12 protein-coding genes and 1 pseudogene are annotated in these 15,270 nt (G+C 71.5%); 10 read left to right on the forward strand and 3 right to left on the reverse strand.

Translation table 11 applies throughout. The features are described 5' to 3' along the window. Window positions 1-79 precede the first annotated feature (79 nt). Genes J7E25_RS08220 through J7E25_RS08235 form a run of 4 tightly spaced genes read left to right on the forward strand, consistent with a single transcriptional unit; the run spans window position 80 to window position 4,552 of the window. Window positions 80-1,012 carry an NAD(P)-dependent oxidoreductase gene (locus J7E25_RS08220; RefSeq protein ID WP_214869621.1) on the forward strand — a complete coding sequence of 311 codons (933 nt, stop codon included), beginning with the start codon at window positions 80-82 and terminating at the stop codon, window positions 1,010-1,012. Continuing rightward, window positions 1,009-1,974: a 5-dehydro-4-deoxyglucarate dehydratase gene (locus J7E25_RS08225; protein ID WP_214869623.1), complete on the forward strand. Its 966-nt coding sequence runs from the start codon at window positions 1,009-1,011 to the stop codon at window positions 1,972-1,974. Before J7E25_RS08220 ends, J7E25_RS08225 begins: the two co-directional genes overlap by 4 nt. After that, window positions 1,971-3,083, forward strand: coding sequence for a mandelate racemase/muconate lactonizing enzyme family protein (locus tag J7E25_RS08230; RefSeq protein WP_308164440.1), 1,113 nt, complete (start codon window positions 1,971-1,973; stop codon window positions 3,081-3,083). The genes J7E25_RS08225 and J7E25_RS08230 overlap by 4 nt, the downstream gene beginning before the upstream one ends. Continuing rightward, window positions 3,080-4,552 carry an aldehyde dehydrogenase (NADP(+)) gene (locus J7E25_RS08235; protein ID WP_214869625.1) on the forward strand — a complete coding sequence of 491 codons (1,473 nt, stop codon included), beginning with the start codon at window positions 3,080-3,082 and terminating at the stop codon, window positions 4,550-4,552. The genes J7E25_RS08230 and J7E25_RS08235 overlap by 4 nt, the downstream gene beginning before the upstream one ends. Window positions 4,553-4,601: 49 nt before the next feature. Here J7E25_RS08235 and J7E25_RS08240 read toward each other — a convergent pair whose 3' ends face one another. Beyond that, window positions 4,602-4,808: a hypothetical protein gene (locus J7E25_RS08240; protein WP_214869627.1), complete on the reverse strand. Its 207-nt coding sequence runs from the start codon at window positions 4,806-4,808 to the stop codon at window positions 4,602-4,604. Window positions 4,809-5,032: 224 nt separating this feature from the next. After that, a pseudogene (locus J7E25_RS18435) lies at window positions 5,033-6,298 on the reverse strand (serine hydrolase domain-containing protein); the annotation flags it as partial. A 133-nt stretch (window positions 6,299-6,431) separates the two neighbouring features. Here J7E25_RS18435 and J7E25_RS08250 point away from each other — a divergent pair. After that, window positions 6,432-7,604 carry an MFS transporter gene (locus J7E25_RS08250; RefSeq protein ID WP_214869629.1) on the forward strand — a complete coding sequence of 391 codons (1,173 nt, stop codon included), beginning with the start codon at window positions 6,432-6,434 and terminating at the stop codon, window positions 7,602-7,604. Between the two features lie 44 nt (window positions 7,605-7,648). Here the strand turns inward: J7E25_RS08250 and J7E25_RS08255 are convergent, their stop codons facing one another. Continuing rightward, window positions 7,649-8,974 (reverse strand): Gfo/Idh/MocA family protein, encoded by a 1,326-nt coding sequence (locus J7E25_RS08255; RefSeq protein WP_214869631.1) that lies wholly within the window; start codon window positions 8,972-8,974, stop codon window positions 7,649-7,651. Between the two features lie 228 nt (window positions 8,975-9,202). Here J7E25_RS08255 and J7E25_RS08260 point away from each other — a divergent pair, with 228 nt between their 5' ends. The 5 genes from J7E25_RS08260 (at window position 9,203) to J7E25_RS08280 (ending at window position 15,192) form a co-directional block, all read left to right on the forward strand. Continuing rightward, window positions 9,203-10,255: a LacI family DNA-binding transcriptional regulator gene (locus tag J7E25_RS08260; protein ID WP_251038888.1), complete on the forward strand. Its 1,053-nt coding sequence runs from the start codon at window positions 9,203-9,205 to the stop codon at window positions 10,253-10,255. A gap of 331 nt (window positions 10,256-10,586) precedes the next feature. Next, window positions 10,587-11,822 (forward strand): Gfo/Idh/MocA family protein, encoded by a 1,236-nt coding sequence (locus J7E25_RS08265; RefSeq protein WP_214870028.1) that lies wholly within the window; start codon window positions 10,587-10,589, stop codon window positions 11,820-11,822. Between the two features lie 5 nt (window positions 11,823-11,827). After that, window positions 11,828-13,030, forward strand: coding sequence for a dihydrodipicolinate synthase family protein (locus J7E25_RS08270; RefSeq protein ID WP_214869633.1), 1,203 nt, complete (start codon window positions 11,828-11,830; stop codon window positions 13,028-13,030). Next, window positions 13,027-13,905 carry a sugar phosphate isomerase/epimerase gene (locus J7E25_RS08275; RefSeq protein ID WP_214869635.1) on the forward strand — a complete coding sequence of 293 codons (879 nt, stop codon included), beginning with the start codon at window positions 13,027-13,029 and terminating at the stop codon, window positions 13,903-13,905. Before J7E25_RS08270 ends, J7E25_RS08275 begins: the two co-directional genes overlap by 4 nt. A gap of 222 nt (window positions 13,906-14,127) precedes the next feature. Next, entirely contained in the window at window positions 14,128-15,192 is a 1,065-nt protein-coding gene (locus J7E25_RS08280) for a sugar ABC transporter substrate-binding protein (RefSeq protein WP_214869638.1), read from the forward strand. The last annotated feature ends 78 nt before the right edge of the window (window positions 15,193-15,270 follow it).

Genomic DNA, 15,270 nt, shown 5'->3' on the forward strand with positions numbered 1-15,270 from the left:
GCGCCCGAGTTGCCCGAGACGCGCCCCTCGCCTAGGCTCTCAGCGAGAAAGCGGTTTCTCAGCAAAGGGAGCATGAGCCATGCACGTCGTCGTCACCGGTGCATCCGGTCGTCTGGGCCGCAGCGTCTGCGCCGCCCTCGTGGCCGCCGGCCACGTCGTCGTGGGCCTCGACCGGTCTCCCGCCGGACTCGACGGCGTCGACGAGATCCAGCTCGAGCTCACCGACGAGGCCGCCGTCGCACGACTCCTCGCCGACACGCGTCCCGATGCGGTCATCCATCTCGCCGGCATCGCCGTGCCGTTCAGCGCGCCCGAGCGCGAGATCCTGCTCACCAACACCTCGCTCGCCCACACCGTGCTCGCCGCCGCAGCCCGGGGCGGAGTGGCGCGGGTGCTCGCCGCGAGCAGCCCGACGGTGATCGGCTACGGCTCGCCAGGCTGGCGCGCGGCATCCGTTCCCATCGACGAGCGCCATGCGCTCGCGCCCACGAACGCCTACGCCCTCTCGAAGGTCGTCATCGAAGACACCGTGCGCATGTTCTCGCGCACGTCGAACGGCGCGTTCGGCTTCTTCCGGCCCTGCTACGTCGTCTCCCCCGAGGAATGGGCGGGCGCCCCCACGCAACAGGGCCACACGATGGCCGAGCGGCTCACCGACCCCGCCCTCGCCGCGGTGAGCCTCTTCAACTACGTCGACGCGCGCGACGCCGCCGAGTTCGTCGACGCCTGGCTCGCAGCGCCCGCCGCCGCCGTCGACGGTGAGGGGTTCTTCGTCGGCGCCGCCGACTCGCTCGCCGTGCGACCCGTCGCCGAGCTCTGGCGCGACTTCGCTCCGGGACTCGGCGAGGCAGCCGAGCTCCTCACGGGCACGCAGCCCGTGTTCGACATCGGCAAGGCCGAACGGCGGCTCGGATGGGCGCCGACGCGCAGCTGGCGCACCGAGCTCGACGAGGCATCCGTCACCTCCGTCACCGCATCCGTCATCCGATCGCACGAGACGAGGGCCTCATGACCGCACCCGCTCCCCGATTCGACGGGGTGCTCTTCTTCCCCGTCACGCCGTTCGGCGCCGACGGCGGCGTCGAGCTCGACCTGCTCGCCGAGCACGTCGAAGGCCGGCTCCCGTTCGGTCCAGGCGCGGTGTTCCCGGCGTGCGGCACCGGCGAGTTCCATGCGCTCTCCGCCGGCGAGGTCGACGACGTCGTGCGCGCGACCGTGCAAACCGTTGCCGGGCGCGTGCCCGTGATCGCGGGGACCGGCGGCCCGCTGGGTCACGCGATCGAGCTCGCGCGAGGCGCAGCCGACGCGGGAGCTGATGGCCTGCTGCTCCTACCGCCGTATCTCGTCTCGGGCACCGCCGACGGCCTCGTCGCGTGGGTCGAGGCCGTCGCTGCGGCGACCGAGCTGCCCGTGATCGTCTACCACCGCGGCACCGCGCGCTACACCGCCGACACCATCACGCGACTCGCCCACAACCCGCGCGTGATCGGCTTCAAGGACGGCACGGGCGACATCGGACTCGCGCAGGAGATCGTGCTCGCGGCACAGGCGAGCGGGCGCGACCTGCAGTTCTTCAACGGCCTGCTCACCGCCGAGCTCAGCCAGGGCGCCTACCGCGGCATCGGCATCCCGCTCTACTCCTCGGCCGCCTTCGCGATGATCCCCGAGCTCGCCGGGCTGCACTACCGCGCCTACACCGACGGCGATGAGCAGACACGGATGTCGCTCCTGCGCGAGTTCTACACCCCGCTCGTGCGGCTCCGCGACGAGACTCCGGGCTTCGGGGTGTCGCTCATCAAGGCGGGACTGCGCTTGCGCGGGCTTCCCGTCGGCTCGGTGCGGCCCCCGCTCGTCGACCCGACGCCCGAGCAGGAGTCCCGGCTCGCGGCGATCCTCGACGACGGCCTCGTCCTCGCCGCGCGACTCGGGAACGCAGCCACGGCGACGGCAACGACGACGGCGGCCGCGCGGTGACCGCGTCGATCCGGCGGTTGTCGACGCGGCTCGTGCGCGTGTCGTTGCGGCGTCCGTGGGGGCCCGACGTCACCGACATCTCTCTCATCGAGGTCATCGTCGAGGACTCGGCCGGCGACGTCGGCTACGGATTCTCGTGGACCCCCTCCATCGGCGCCGCGGCGGTGCAGGCGCACCTCGATCACGACATCGCCGGCTTCGCCGTCGGGCGCGACGCCGACGCCGAGTCGCTCTGGATCCCGCTCTGGCTCCACTTGCACGAGGGCGGTGGCGGCGGCATCACGACGATCGCGATGGCCGGGCTCGACCTCGCGCTCTGGGACCTCGCCGCGCGGCGGACCGGCGTCGGCATCACCGACCACCTCGGCCGCCGCCACGACGTCGCCGGCGTCTACGGCAGCGGCGTGAACCTGCACTATCCGCTCGACGAACTCGTCGCGCAAGCCGAGCGCTGGGTGGCCGCGGGCTTCGACGCCGTCAAGGTGAAGGTCGGCAGCCCGCTCCTCGACGACGACGTGCGGCGCATCGCGGCGGTCCGCGACGTGATCGGGGCCGACCGCGACCTCATGATCGACGCGAACCAGCGGTGGAGCCTCGACCAGGCCGAGCGCGCGCTCGACGCCCTCGCCCCGTTCGACCTGGCGTGGATCGAGGAACCACTGCGCGCCGACGACCTCGCCGCCCACGTCGCCCTCCGCGACCGCATCGAGGTGCCGATCGCGCTCGGCGAGAACCTGCACACGCGCTACCGGTTCGCCGAGTTCATCGACGCGGGCGTCGTCGATGTCGTGCAGCCGAACATCGTGCGCGTCGGCGGCATCACCCCGTTCCTCGCGATCGCGTCGCTCGCCGACGATCGCAGCGTGGACCTCGCGCCGCACCTGCTGCTCGAGCTCTCGGCCCAGCTCGCGCTCACCCTGCCGGGCGAGCACCTCGTCGAATCCGTCGAGGACGCCTCGTTCGCCGACCTCGGCGTGCTCGCGGCGACCTCGCCCGTCGCGGTCGACGGCACGCGAGTGCGCACGACGGGGCAGACTGGACTGGGCATCCGCTTCACCGATGACCGAGCGGATGCCGCGGCATCCGCTGATCCCACGGAGGAATCATGACCACCACCGATACGGCCACCCGCGCCAGCCTCGACGAGGTCGCGGATGCCGCCCGCAGGGCCTTCGCCGTCACCGTGGCGTCGACCGCCGTCGAGCGTGCCGCGTGGCTCACCGGGGTCGCCGATGCCCTCGACGCGAACGGGCCCGAGCTCATCGCCCTCGCCGACGAGGAGTCCCACCTCGGCACCGCCCGCCTGACGGGCGAGCTCGCCCGCACCACGTCTCAGCTGCGGCTCTTCGCGGAAGCCGTCGTCGAGGGCTCCTACCTCGAGGCCACCGTCGACCACCCGAACTCCACCACGATCCCGCCGCGCCCCGACCTCCGCCGCATGCTCCGGCCGCTCGGTCCGGTCGCCGTCTTCAGCGCGTCGAACTTCCCGTTCGCCTTCTCGGTCGCCGGTGGCGACACCGCGTCGGCGCTCGCCGCCGGATGCCCCGTCATCGTGAAGGGGCACTCCGCGCATCGGCGGCTCTCCCGTCGCACGGCCGACGTCGTCGCCAGTGCACTCACCGCTGCGGGGGCACCCGATTGTGTGTTCGGCCTCGTCGAGGGCCGCGAGACGGGCGTCGCGCTCGTCCAGCATCCGTCGGTGCGCGCCGTGGGCTTCACCGGATCGCTGCACGGCGGACGCGCGCTCTTCGACCTCGCGTCGGGCCGGCCCGATCCCATCCCCTTCTACGGTGAGCTGAGCGCCGTGAACCCCGTGCTCATCACCACCGCCGCGCTCGACGCGCGCGCCGACGAGCTCGCCGCGGGACTCGCGGCATCCTTCACCCTCGGGGCCGGCCAGTTCTGCACGAACCCCGGTGTGGTGTTCGTGCCCGCAGGCACCGGCTTCGCCGAGCGCGTCGGCGAGGCGGTCGGCGCGACCGCTCCCGTGCCGATGCTCACCGACGGCATCGCGGCGGCGTTCGCCGATGGTCTCGCAGGCCTTGCCGCCCACGACGGCGTGACCGTCGTCGCGGGTGACGCGGCACAGCGACCGGGCACCGGATCGGCCGTCGTGCTCTCGACGACGACCGCCGCCGTGCTCGCCGACCCGTCGGCACTCCTCGCGGAGTGCTTCGGCCCGTCGACCCTCGTCGTCGAGTACGACCGCGTCGACGACGCGCTCGACGCGATCCGCGCCATCGGCGGCAGCCTCACGGCGACCGTGCACGCCGAGCCCGGCGAGGAGCTCGGCGGCATCGTCGAGGTGCTCACCGAGATCGCCGGCCGCGTGCTCTTCGCCGGCTGGCCGACCGGTGTCGCCGTGAGTTGGGCGCAGCAGCATGGCGGCCCGTGGCCGTCGACGACGTCGATCCACACGTCGGTCGGCGTGACGGCCGTGCGCCGGTTCCTCCGGCCCGTCGCATACCAGGATGCGCCCGACGCCGTGCTGCCGCCCGAGCTTCGAGAGTCGAACCCGCTCGGCATCCCGCGTCGCGTCGACGGCGTGTTGCGATTGCCCGGTGCGCCGGTGAGCTGAGTGGGCGTCGCGGCCTAATCTGTAACGCTGCCGCAGGGGCGTTCGCGGCTCAGCCCGCGGCGCGGGTGAACGTGCCGAGTCCGTGCTCGTCGAGCAGCTCGATCTCGAGCGTGGACCCGTCGAACGTCGCCTGCGAGACGCTGCCGAGGGCTGCGTTCTCGCTGAACGGTTCGAAGACGAACACGTCGCCGTTCCAATGGTCGAGCGGCCAGACCACAGTGCCCGGGCCGACCGTGAGCTCGAGGGAATCACCCACCACGGTGACCCGTTCACGTAGTCCCCCGCGTACTCGGCGAGCGCGCGAGCCGGCGCGGCATCCGCGGGAGGTGACTCCCCGACGAGTTCTCCGGTAGGACCGGTCTCCGCGGTGAGAAGGGCCGTGTACAGCGCGAACCAGTCCTGGCGGATCTCCCCGAATTGGGCGAGATCCATGAAGCGAGCGGCGACGGCCTCGCTGGTGCCGTCGGCGGAGCCGTTCGCGAGGGCGATGATGCCGAGCCCTGCTTCCGGGAGCAGGCTGAACGTCGTGCCGGCACCCAGATAGAAGGCGCCCGAATGAGTGACCGAGGCGAGGCCTCCCGCTGTCGACCCCACATTGAAGCCGTACCCGTAGAACCCGGAGCGCTGGTACCCGAGCGCCGCAGGGCCCGAGACCGACTGGGCGGTGATCGCCGGAACGAGCGCCTCGGGGCTCACGACGTCGTTCGCCTCGCCGCCGGGCCCGGAAGCACTGAGGACCATCGACATCCACGCCGCCATGTCGGTGACGCTCGAGCTCACACCACCGGCCGGCGACTGCGCGTCGGGCTGACGTTGGCTGGGAGTCACGACCCATTCGTCGTCGTCGAGGATGTGGCCGTCGGCGCGGTTCCCCTCCGCCATGAAGTCGTCGAACCGGGAACTCGTCGAGCTCATGCCCAGCGGCTCGTACAGCACCTCCTGAGACAGGTCGGCCCAGTCGACCCCCGCGGCTCGAGCGACGGATTCCGCGGCCGCGGTGATGTCGAAGTTGCCGTACGCGTACGTCGAGCGGAACGGCGACAGCGGCGTGTACCGGAGTCGCTGCAGCACCTCACCGCGGTCGTACCCCAGGTCTTCGAGCTCGTCACCCGCATGCATGAAGAGCCCCGAGCGGTGCGCGTACAGGTCGCCGATCGTCACATGCTCGGTGACCCATGGGTCGGCGAGGGCGAATTCCGGCAGGTGCAGTGCGACCGGAGTGTCCCAGTCGACGACGCCCTCGGTCACCTCGTGCGCGACGACGGTCGCACCGACCGACTTCGACACCGACGCGAGCTGGAACACGGTGTCGGGGTCGACGGGCTCTCCGCTGTCGATGTTGCGCACACCGAATCCCTCTGAGTAGATGAGCTTGCCGCCGTACACGACCGCGACGGCGAGTCCCGGCATGCCGGTCTCATCCATGAGTTGCTCGATCGAGGCGGGGAGCGCTGCGACCGCCGCCTCGACGCGTTCGTCGGTGACCGTCGCGACGGCGTCGGCCGGCGGGTTGCCGTATCCCGGCCTCTCGGTCGACAGGGGTGGCGTGGTCGGGGTGGAAGGCTCCCCCGCGCCGAAGGTGCATCCGCTCACTGCGGTCATGGCCGCCACGACGCCTGCCGCAGCGATGCACATTCTCGTACGTCGCATCCGATGCTCCGCCCCCCGCGCGGCCTGGCCGCGACGACGACAGGATAATCCCAACGGACGCCGCCCGCCCGCCCCAGTTCGCGGGAGATGCGTCATCGCGACGACGCGACGACGCGACGACGCGAAGACCGTGACAGGATCGCGGTGTGGCCGACCGACTGATCCTCCTCGATACCGCCTCCTCTCTTTCACGCCTTCGACGGCGTGCCCTGGTGCGCAGGTGAGCTGAGTGGGCGTCGCGGCCTACCTCACCGCGGCCACGCCGCCGCGACTGGCGGTCGGCGGCATCATCGTGGCCATCCCCGTGCTCGCAGTCGAGCAGCTCGGCGACGTCGCGCTCGGCGGCCTGCTCGTGGCCGCCGCGCTGGGGCCGAGCATCGTCGCCGCGCCCATCGTGGGCGCGGTGCTCGATCGCACGCGCCGGCCGGGAGCGCTCATGGCGGGGGCTGGCCTCGTGACTGCCGCGGCGTTCACGGTCGCCGCGTTCCTCGGCGACGTGCCCGCATGTGTGGTCGCGCTCGCCCTCATCGTCGCCGGCGTCGCAACGCCGTTCCTGATGGGCGGCCTGTCGAGCTTCGTGACCGAAGGGATCCCAGAGGAACGGAGGGCCTACGCCATCGACGCGCTGGCCTACAACCTCGGAGCGGTGGCCGGACCGGCCACCGTCGCGGCGGCGGCAGCCCTCGGCTCCGCCCGGCTCGCAACGCTGCTCATGGCGGGAAGCGCGTTGCTCGGCGCGGTCGGTACGCTCCCGCTGCGACTCCGCCCGCTCGCCGGCGAGCCGCACGGCTCGATGCTCGCCACGATGGCCGCGGGCTTCCGTCATATCGCGACGCATCGGCCGCTCGCCGTCATCACCGCGAGCGGCACCGTCAGCCAGTTCGGCGCGGGCGGCCTCGCGATCGCCGCGGTCGCGCTCTCGGTCGAGCGCAGCAGCGGTGCGGGCGCGGGAGCCGTCATCGTGACGGCCTTCGCGGTGGGCGGCCTGCTCGGCGCGCTCGCGAACTCGGCGTATCCCGCGCGGCTCCGGCCCGAGCTCGTCATGGGCGCCGGCTTTGCCGCCACCGGGGCGTTCACCGTGCTCGCCGCCCTCGATCTCGGCACGGAATGGACGATCGCCGCCATCGGGATCTCCGGGCTGTTCACGGCGTCGAGCGCGGCGGCGATGCTGCTCCTCCGCAAGCAGCAGAGCCCGCCGTCGCTCCGATCGCAGGTGTTCACCGTGGGCGCGGGGCTGCGCGCCGCCGCAGCCGCGGCGGGTGCCGCGGTGGCGGGCCTGTCGGCCGGCATCGGCGCCGAGGCGCTCATCATCGCCATCGGTGCGGTCTGGATCGTCTCGGGGGCGATGCTCGTCGCCTACCCGAGGGGCGCTCCCGCGATCGACGGCCCGGTGGTTGAGTAGCGCCCGGCGCAGCCGGACGCGTATCGAAACCACCCTGCCCCGCCCTACACCCCCAGCTCGAGCTCCGAGATCAGCACCGGCTGCCCGGTCGCGAGCGAGAGGTTGCCGGCGATGCCCACCGAGACGGCCTTCACACCGTCGGCGTAGCCGGCGACACGGCCGAGCGGCGCGTCATCCGTCACCCGGTGGAAGAGGTGGTCGAGCAGGTAGGCGTCGCCGCCGCCGTGGCTGCCGATGCCATCGGGGATCGGTACGACCTGCGCGCCCTCCCAGTGCCGCTGCAGCACGAGCCGCTCGGAGTCGGGCCGCACCTCGTCTTCGGGCGAGTACCCCGGATGCATGCTCGGGTCGATCACCACGCGGCCGTCGTCGCCGATGAGCACGGCGCCCCGCTCGACGACCTCGAGCTCGGCGCGCCCTTCGGTGCCATTCACGGTGACGCGGTAGCCCTCCCATGGCGCGTGCGCGTTCAGCGAGTAGCTCATCGTCGCGCCGGAGTCGTAGTCGACGATCGCGGCGAGGTTGTCTTCGATCGTGATGCCCTGATCGAACACGTCGCGGTCGCGGAGGTAGCCGTCGTGGTGTTCGTTGTCGAGGTAGAGCTCCTTCATGCGGGCGTCGGCCTCGAGGTCGAGCGCGAAGGGGTCGCCGGTGACCCCGGTGCCGCGCGCAGGACGCTCGCCGAGCCCGCGGGCGGCCGCATTCTCGGCACCGTAGAAGCGCAGCCCGCCGCTCGCGAAGACGCGAGTGGGCGCCGCCTGGATCCACCAGTTGACGAGGTCGAAGTGATGCGAGGCCTTGTGGATGAAGAGGCCGCCCGAGTTGGCCTTGTCGCGGTGCCAGCGGCGGAAGTAGTCGGCGCCGTGCACCGTGTCGAGCGCCCACTCGAAGTGCACGCTCGTCACCTCGCCGATCGACCCGTCGGCGATGACGCGGCGCAGCGAGCTGTTGCGCGGGCTGTACCGGTAGTTGAACGTGGTGATGACCTCTCGGCCGGTCTCGGCGATGGCCTCGCCGATGCGCCGCACGCTCTCGGCGTCGATCGTGAGCGGCTTCTCGACGACCACGTCGGCGCCGGCTCGGAGTGAGCGCACGACGAGGTCGGCGTGCGTGTAGTCGGGCGTCGTCACGATCACGCGGTCGAGGCGTTCGTCGCGGATCATCCGTTCCAGGTCTTCGGGCCGGTATCGATCGGGCAGCGGATGCCCCGCCGCGGCGATCTCCCGCTCGTACACGTCGAGACGGCCCGGGTTCACATCGCTCCACGCCACGAGGCTCGCGACGTCGGCGTGATCGCCGATGAGCGCACCGACATACATTCCCGCTCGACTCCCCGTGCCGATGAGTCCGTACCGTTCCTGCTGCGCCATCGCCTGCTCCGCTCGGGTCTCTTGGTGAGAAAGCGCTTCCCGCGAAGCATCCCATTCACCGGGGTCTCGCGGTAGAATCAAACGAGAAAGCGCTATCTCGGTTCATGCCCAGTTCTACCAGCAAAGGGCCGCGGCGGCCAAACCGCCGGGCCGCGGAACGAGCCGCCCGGTAGAGTCGGAACGCGCGAGCGGTGCGCACAACGCCGCTCGGAAACGCAGGAGGAACCGTTGACGGAGACCGGGATCGGCACGGGCCGGAGCACTCCGGCGACCCTGCACGACGTCGCGCGCGAGGCGGGCGTCTCGCTCGCCACGGCATCGCGCTCGCTCAACGGCAGCACGCGCAAGGTGAACGACGAGTACCGCCAGCGCGTGCTGGCCGCTGCGGCTCGCCTCGACTACTCCCCCAACCTCTCGGCGCAGGCCGTCGCCAGGGGCACGACGACGACCGTCGCGCTCCTCGTCGCCGACATCGCCGACCCCTACTTCTCCTCGATCGCCGCGGGCGTGGTAGCCGAAGCCGACCAGGAGCGGCTCATCGTCACCATGGCGGCCACCGAGCGCGACCCCGAGCGCGAGCTCGAACTCGTGCGCACCCTCCGCGGTCAGCGACCCCGCGTCATGATCCTCGCGGGCTCGCGCCCGACGAGCGATCCCACCGAGGGGGCGCTCGGTGAGGAGCTCGCCGCCTACGAGCGCTCGGGCGGGCGGGTCGTGCTCATCAGCCGCAACGAGTTCGATTTCCGCACGGTCATCGTCGAGAACACTGCCGGAGCCGACGCGCTCGCCCGCGAACTCGTCGGCATCGGCTATCGCCGATTCGCCGTCATCACAGGTGGCGAGGGCCTCCGCACCGCGGCCGACCGCGTCGATGGGTTCCGCGCCGGCCTCGCTGCGGCGGGCGGCACGCTCGACGACGAGCACGTGGTGCGCGCGGCGTTCACGCGCGACGGCGGCTACGACGGCATGCGCCAGCTCATCGAATCGGGCCTCGACGGCATCGAGCTCGTCTTCGCGGCCAACGACGTCATGGCGGTCGGCGCGCTCTCGGCGGTCCGCGACGCGGGCCTCGTGCCGGGCACGGATGTCGCGGTGGCCGGTTTCGACGACATCCCCACGGTGCGCGACGTCACGCCGGCCCTCACGACCGTGCGAGTGCCGCTCGAGGAGCTCGGGCGCCGCGCGCTCCGGCTCGCCCTCGGCGACGAGTCCGCCTCGAGCGAGGGCGCGGTGCGCACCGAGGTCGTGCTGCGGGCGAGTACACCCGCGCGCATCGCCTAACTCGGCGCCTCGAGCACCCCCGCATAGCGCACAGCTCGGCGCCTCGAGTACCCGCACTTCGCGCCCCGCGACCGCGATCACCCCGCACATCCCGCTTTCTTCGATCGAGTGGGCAGAGTTGGTCGAACCCCAGTGCGGTTCACGACCATGTTCGCCCACTCGATGAGTCAGGCAGCGTCCGCGCGAGCGCACTCACGACGCAGGGTGTTGCGAAATCGCAGCACCCTGTCCTACACTTCGGGTAAACGCTTTCCCGCAGCGGGCACGGCTCTCGCCGCCCGCTCCCGGCTGAACAGGAACCAACGTGGCAGAGTCGACCATCGGCATCATCATGAACGGCGCAACGGGGCGCATGGGCTACCGCCAGCACCTCGTGCGCTCGATCCTCGCGATCCGCGAGCAGGGCGGCGTGCTGCTCGCCGACGGCACGCGCGTGCAGGTCGAGCCGATCCTCGTCGGCCGCAGCGAGGCGAAGCTCGCCGAGCTCGCCGCGAAGCACGGCATCGAGCACTACACGACGAACCTCGACGAGGCGCTCGCCGACCCGCGCTGGCAGATCTACGCCGACTTCCTCGTCACGAAGGCCCGTGCCGCCGCGATCAAGAAGGCGATCGCCGCCGGCAAGGCGATCTACACCGAGAAGCCCACCGCCGAGAGCTTCGATGAGGCCCTCGAGCTCGCGCGACTCGCGCAGGCCGCCGGCATCAAGAGCGGCGTGGTGCACGACAAGCTCTACCTGCCGGGCCTGCAGAAGCTCAAGCGCCTCATCGACTCGGGCTTCTTCGGCCGCATCCTCTCGGTGCGCGGCGAGTTCGGCTACTGGGTCTTCGAGGGCGACTGGCAGCCTGCGCAACGCCCGAGCTGGAACTACCGTGCCGAAGACGGCGGCGGCATCATCGTCGACATGTTCCCCCACTGGAACTACGTGCTCGAGAACCTCTTCGGCCGTGTCGAATCGGTGTATGCGAAGGCCGTCACGCACATCCCGAGCCGGGTCGACGAGCAGGGCGAGGAGTACCTCGCCACCGCCGACGACGCCGCGTACGCGGTCTTCGAGCTCGAGGGCGGCGTCATCGCGCAGCTGAACTCGAGCTGGACCGTGCGCGTCAACCGCGACGAGCTCGTCGAGTTCCAGGTCGACGGCACGCACGGCTCGGCCGTCGTCGGGCTCTTCGGCTGCAAGATCCAGCCGCGCAACGCCACCCCGAAGCCGGTCTGGAACCCCGACCTCGCCGACGCGCACGACTACGACGCCGACTGGATCGAGAGCCCCGGCAACCAGGAGTTCGAGAACGGCTTCAAGACGCAGTGGGAGGAGTTCATCCGCCACGTCGTCGACGACGCCCCGAACCACTACGACTTCCTCGCGGGCGCGCGCGGCGTGCTGCTCGCCGAGCAGGGACTCGCGTCCTCCGAGCAGGGCCGTCGCATCGAGCTTCCGGTCGTGACCCTCGAAGGTTCGACGGAGACGGATGCCGCCGGCAGCACCGTGACGCCGAGCACCGCCGCTGCCGCGGGCAACGCCGGCACTGCGGCATCCGAGGCCCTCACCGGATCGGCTCGCTGAGCACGATGACGACCCTCACGCTCATCGCCGAGTCGGGCACCCGCACCAGGGTGCCCCTCGCCGCCGCGCCGATCATCTCGAAGCCTCGACACCCGCTCACGAGTCGTGTCGTGTATGCCGCGGCGCACGTCGTGCCGAAGGCGTGGGCCGACAACGTGCCCGGTGCGCCGGCCGAGATCGACTGGGAGCAGACGCTCGCGTTCCGCCACCACGTGTGGTCGTGGGGCCTCGGCGTCGCCGACGCGATGGACACCGCGCAGCGCAACATGGGCCTCGACGCAGCCGCGACCCGTGAGCTCATCTCGCGCAGCGCCGCCGAGGCGGCGAGCGTCGGCGGACGCCTCGTCGTCGGCGTCAACACCGACCACGTCGAAGAGGAGCACATCTCGCTCGACGAGGTGATCGACGCCTACAAGGAGCAACTGCACTTCACCGAAGACGCGGGCGCCGGCGTCGTGCTCATGGCGAGCCGCCACCTCGCGCGCGCGGCTCGCACCGCCGACGACTACCGCCGCGTCTACCGCGAGGTGCTGCAGGCGGCGGGCGCGCCGGTCATCCTGCATTGGCTCGGCACGGCGTTCGACCCGAGCCTCGCCGGCTACTTCGGCTCGGCCGACACCGACGCGGCCGCGTCCACCTTGCTGCAGGTGATCGAGTACAACCGCGAGCGCGTCGCGGGCGTGAAGATGAGCCTCCTCGACGCGGGCGCCGAGATCGCCGTGCGCGAGCGCCTGCCCGAGTCGGCCCGCATGTTCACGGGCGACGACTTCCACTACGTGGGCCTCATCGAGGGCGATGAGCGCGGCCACTCCGACGCGCTGCTCGGCGCATTCGCCGCGCTCGCGCCACATGCCTCGGCGGCCGTGCAGGCCCTCGACGCGGGCGACCTCGACCGGTACCGCGAACTCCTCGGTCCGACCGAGGCGCTCTCGCAGCAGATCTTCGCCGCGCCCACCTACTACTACAAGACGGGTGTCGCGTTCCTCTCGTGGCTGAACGGCCACCAGTCGGCGTTCAGCATGGTCGGCGGCCTGCACGCCGCCCGCAGCCTGCCGCACCTCTCCGAGATCGTGCGGCTCGCCAACGCGTGCGGCGCACTCGAGCGGCCCGAGCTCGCGGCCGCCCGCTGGCAGTCGCTGCTGACGCTCAACGGCATCGAGCCGGCGGAGGTCGCGATCGAGGCGGATCTCGCGGAGGCACTCGCATGACCGCGCACCCGCGACTGTCGCTCAACCAGGCCACGATCAAGTACGCGCCGTTCGACGAAGCCCTCCGCCTCACCCGCGCCGGCGGCTACGAGTCGATCGGGCTCTGGCGGGAGCCCGTCGCCGCGGTCGGCCTCGACGAGGCGGCCCGCCGGCTCGCCGACTCGGGCCTTCGCGTGTCGAGCCTGTGCCGCGGCGGGTTCTTCACCCTGCCCGAAGGCGCCGAGCGTCGCACGGCGATCGACGAGAACCGCCGCGCCATCGAGGAGACCGCGACGCTCGCCGCCGCGGGCGCTCCCGGCTCGGCCGCCGTGCTCGTGCTCGTCGCGGGCGGCATCCCGGCCGGATCCACCGATCTGGTGGGCGCCCGCGAGCGGGTGGGCGACGCCCTCGCCGAGCTGGCTCCGGATGCCGCGGCCGCCGGGGTGACCCTCGCCATCGAGGCGCTGCATCCGATGTACGCCTCCGACCGCGCCGTCGTCTCGACGCTCGGGCAGGCGCTCGATCTCGCGGAGCCGTTCGACGCGGCGGCCGTCGGCGTCGTCGTCGACACGTTCCACGTCTGGTGGGATCCCGCGGTGTTCGACCAGATCGCGCGCGCCGGGGCATCCGGTCGCATCGCGAGCTACCAGGTGTGCGACTGGGCCACGCCGCTTCCGGCCGACGTGCTGCTCGCGCGGCACTACCCGGGTGACGGCGTCATCGACTTCACCGCGTTCACTCGGGCCGTCGAGGCCGCCGAATACGCGGGCGACATCGAGGTCGAGATCTTCAACCAGGCGATCTGGGATGCCGCGTGGCCCGAGGTCGTCGAGCGCACCGCGTCGTCGTTCGACCGCGTGGTCGCACCGCACCTGTCGGCGCGCGTCGGGGCCTGACCCGACCGCGACGACCGCGGCGAGCTCCCCCAGTCAAGGGGCCACGATCGGGCGAATCGGCGAGCGTTCCCGGAGATCCGGCAGGAATGGCGTGTGACCGGCCCATTCGGTTACCCAAGCGTTATGAAGGTTTCCTCCGCAGTGCGCGATCATTGCAGTGCCGACGCCAAGGATGACGGCGGCACCGCGAGGGGTCGACCTCACCTACAGAAGGGGAGCGCCATGAAGGCTTCTTCATTGGTCTCTGCTGCCGCATTCGCCGGAGTCTCGGCGCTGTTGCTGGCAGGCTGTGCGGGCGGCGGCGATGGTGGTGGAGAAGACGGGGGCGACGCGGCGACGCGGGCCTGCGTCATCCTGCCAGACGCCGCCTCCTCGCCGCGCTGGGAGAACAACGACCGTCCGTATCTCGAAGAGGGCCTCGAGGAGGCCGGTTTCGAGACCGACGTCCAGAACGCCCAGGGCGACGTCAACAAGTACGCCACCATCGCCGACCAGCAGCTCAGCAAGGGCTGCGGCGTGATGCTGCTCGTCGACTACAACGGCGCCGGAGCCGCGGTCGCCGAGAAGGCCAAGGCCGAGGGCATCCCGGTGATCGCCTACGACCGCCCCATCGAGGGCGCCGACTACTACGTCTCGTTCGACAACTTCGAGGTGGGCCGCCTGGAGGGGCAGTCGATCGTCGACGGCCTGGGGGCCGCCGGCAAGGACCCGGCCACGGCAATCGTGGTCTACATGGGCGGTGACCCCGCCGACGGCAACGCCAAGATGTTCCACGACGGAGCCGTCGAGGCCATGGAGGCCGCCGGGATCAAGCCGGCCGCTGAGCCGCCGGGAGTCTGGGACGGCGAGAAGTCCGCGACGAACTTCGAGCAGGCGCTCACCGGGCTCGGTGGCAAGGTCGACGCGGTCTGGGTGGCGAACGACACCAACGCCGCAGGCGTGATCACGATCCTCGACAAGAACAGCCTCACCGTTCCGGTCTCGGGTCAGGACGCATCGGTCGCCGGCCTGCAGAACGTGCTGCTCGGCAAGCAGACCGCCACGGTCTACAAGCCGATCAAGCTCGAGGCCGACGCTGCCGTCGAACTCGCCGTCGCGCTGCTCGAGGGCGAGACCCCGACCGCCGACCAGGAGCTCGAGGACGGCACGCCGTACATCGCCGTCACTCCGGTGCTCGTCGGGCCGGAAGAGGTCGTCCAGGTGGTCGACGCCGGCGACGCCGACGCCGCAGAGCTCTGCGAGGGCGAAGTCGCCGCCGCGTGCGAGCAGTACGGCATCACTCCATAACCGAACGGATTCGGAGGCCCCGGGGCGCAGTCGCGTTCCGGGGCCTCCGATCCACCCCGCCATCCGCGACGGCGCGTG

The sequence above is a fragment of the Agromyces sp. ISL-38 genome (assembly GCF_018613935.1).
Lineage (GTDB): Bacteria > Actinomycetota > Actinomycetes > Actinomycetales > Microbacteriaceae > Agromyces.

Bases quoted from the DNA above. Each gene is read 5' to 3' on its own strand.
- J7E25_RS08220 (WP_214869621.1), top strand. From the start codon at position 80: ATGCACGTCGTCGTCACCGGTGCATCCGGTCGTCTGGGCCGCAGCGTC.
- J7E25_RS08225 (WP_214869623.1), top strand. From the start codon at position 1,009: ATGACCGCACCCGCTCCCCGATTCGACGGGGTGCTCTTCTTCCCCGTC.
- J7E25_RS08235 (WP_214869625.1), top strand. From the start codon at position 3,080: ATGACCACCACCGATACGGCCACCCGCGCCAGCCTCGACGAGGTCGCG.
- J7E25_RS08255 (WP_214869631.1), bottom strand. From the start codon at position 8,974: ATGGCGCAGCAGGAACGGTACGGACTCATCGGCACGGGGAGTCGAGCG.
- J7E25_RS08265 (WP_214870028.1), top strand. From the start codon at position 10,587: ATGAACGGCGCAACGGGGCGCATGGGCTACCGCCAGCACCTCGTGCGC.
- J7E25_RS08270 (WP_214869633.1), top strand. From the start codon at position 11,828: ATGACGACCCTCACGCTCATCGCCGAGTCGGGCACCCGCACCAGGGTG.
- J7E25_RS08275 (WP_214869635.1), top strand. From the start codon at position 13,027: ATGACCGCGCACCCGCGACTGTCGCTCAACCAGGCCACGATCAAGTAC.
- J7E25_RS08280 (WP_214869638.1), top strand. From the start codon at position 14,128: ATGAAGGCTTCTTCATTGGTCTCTGCTGCCGCATTCGCCGGAGTCTCG.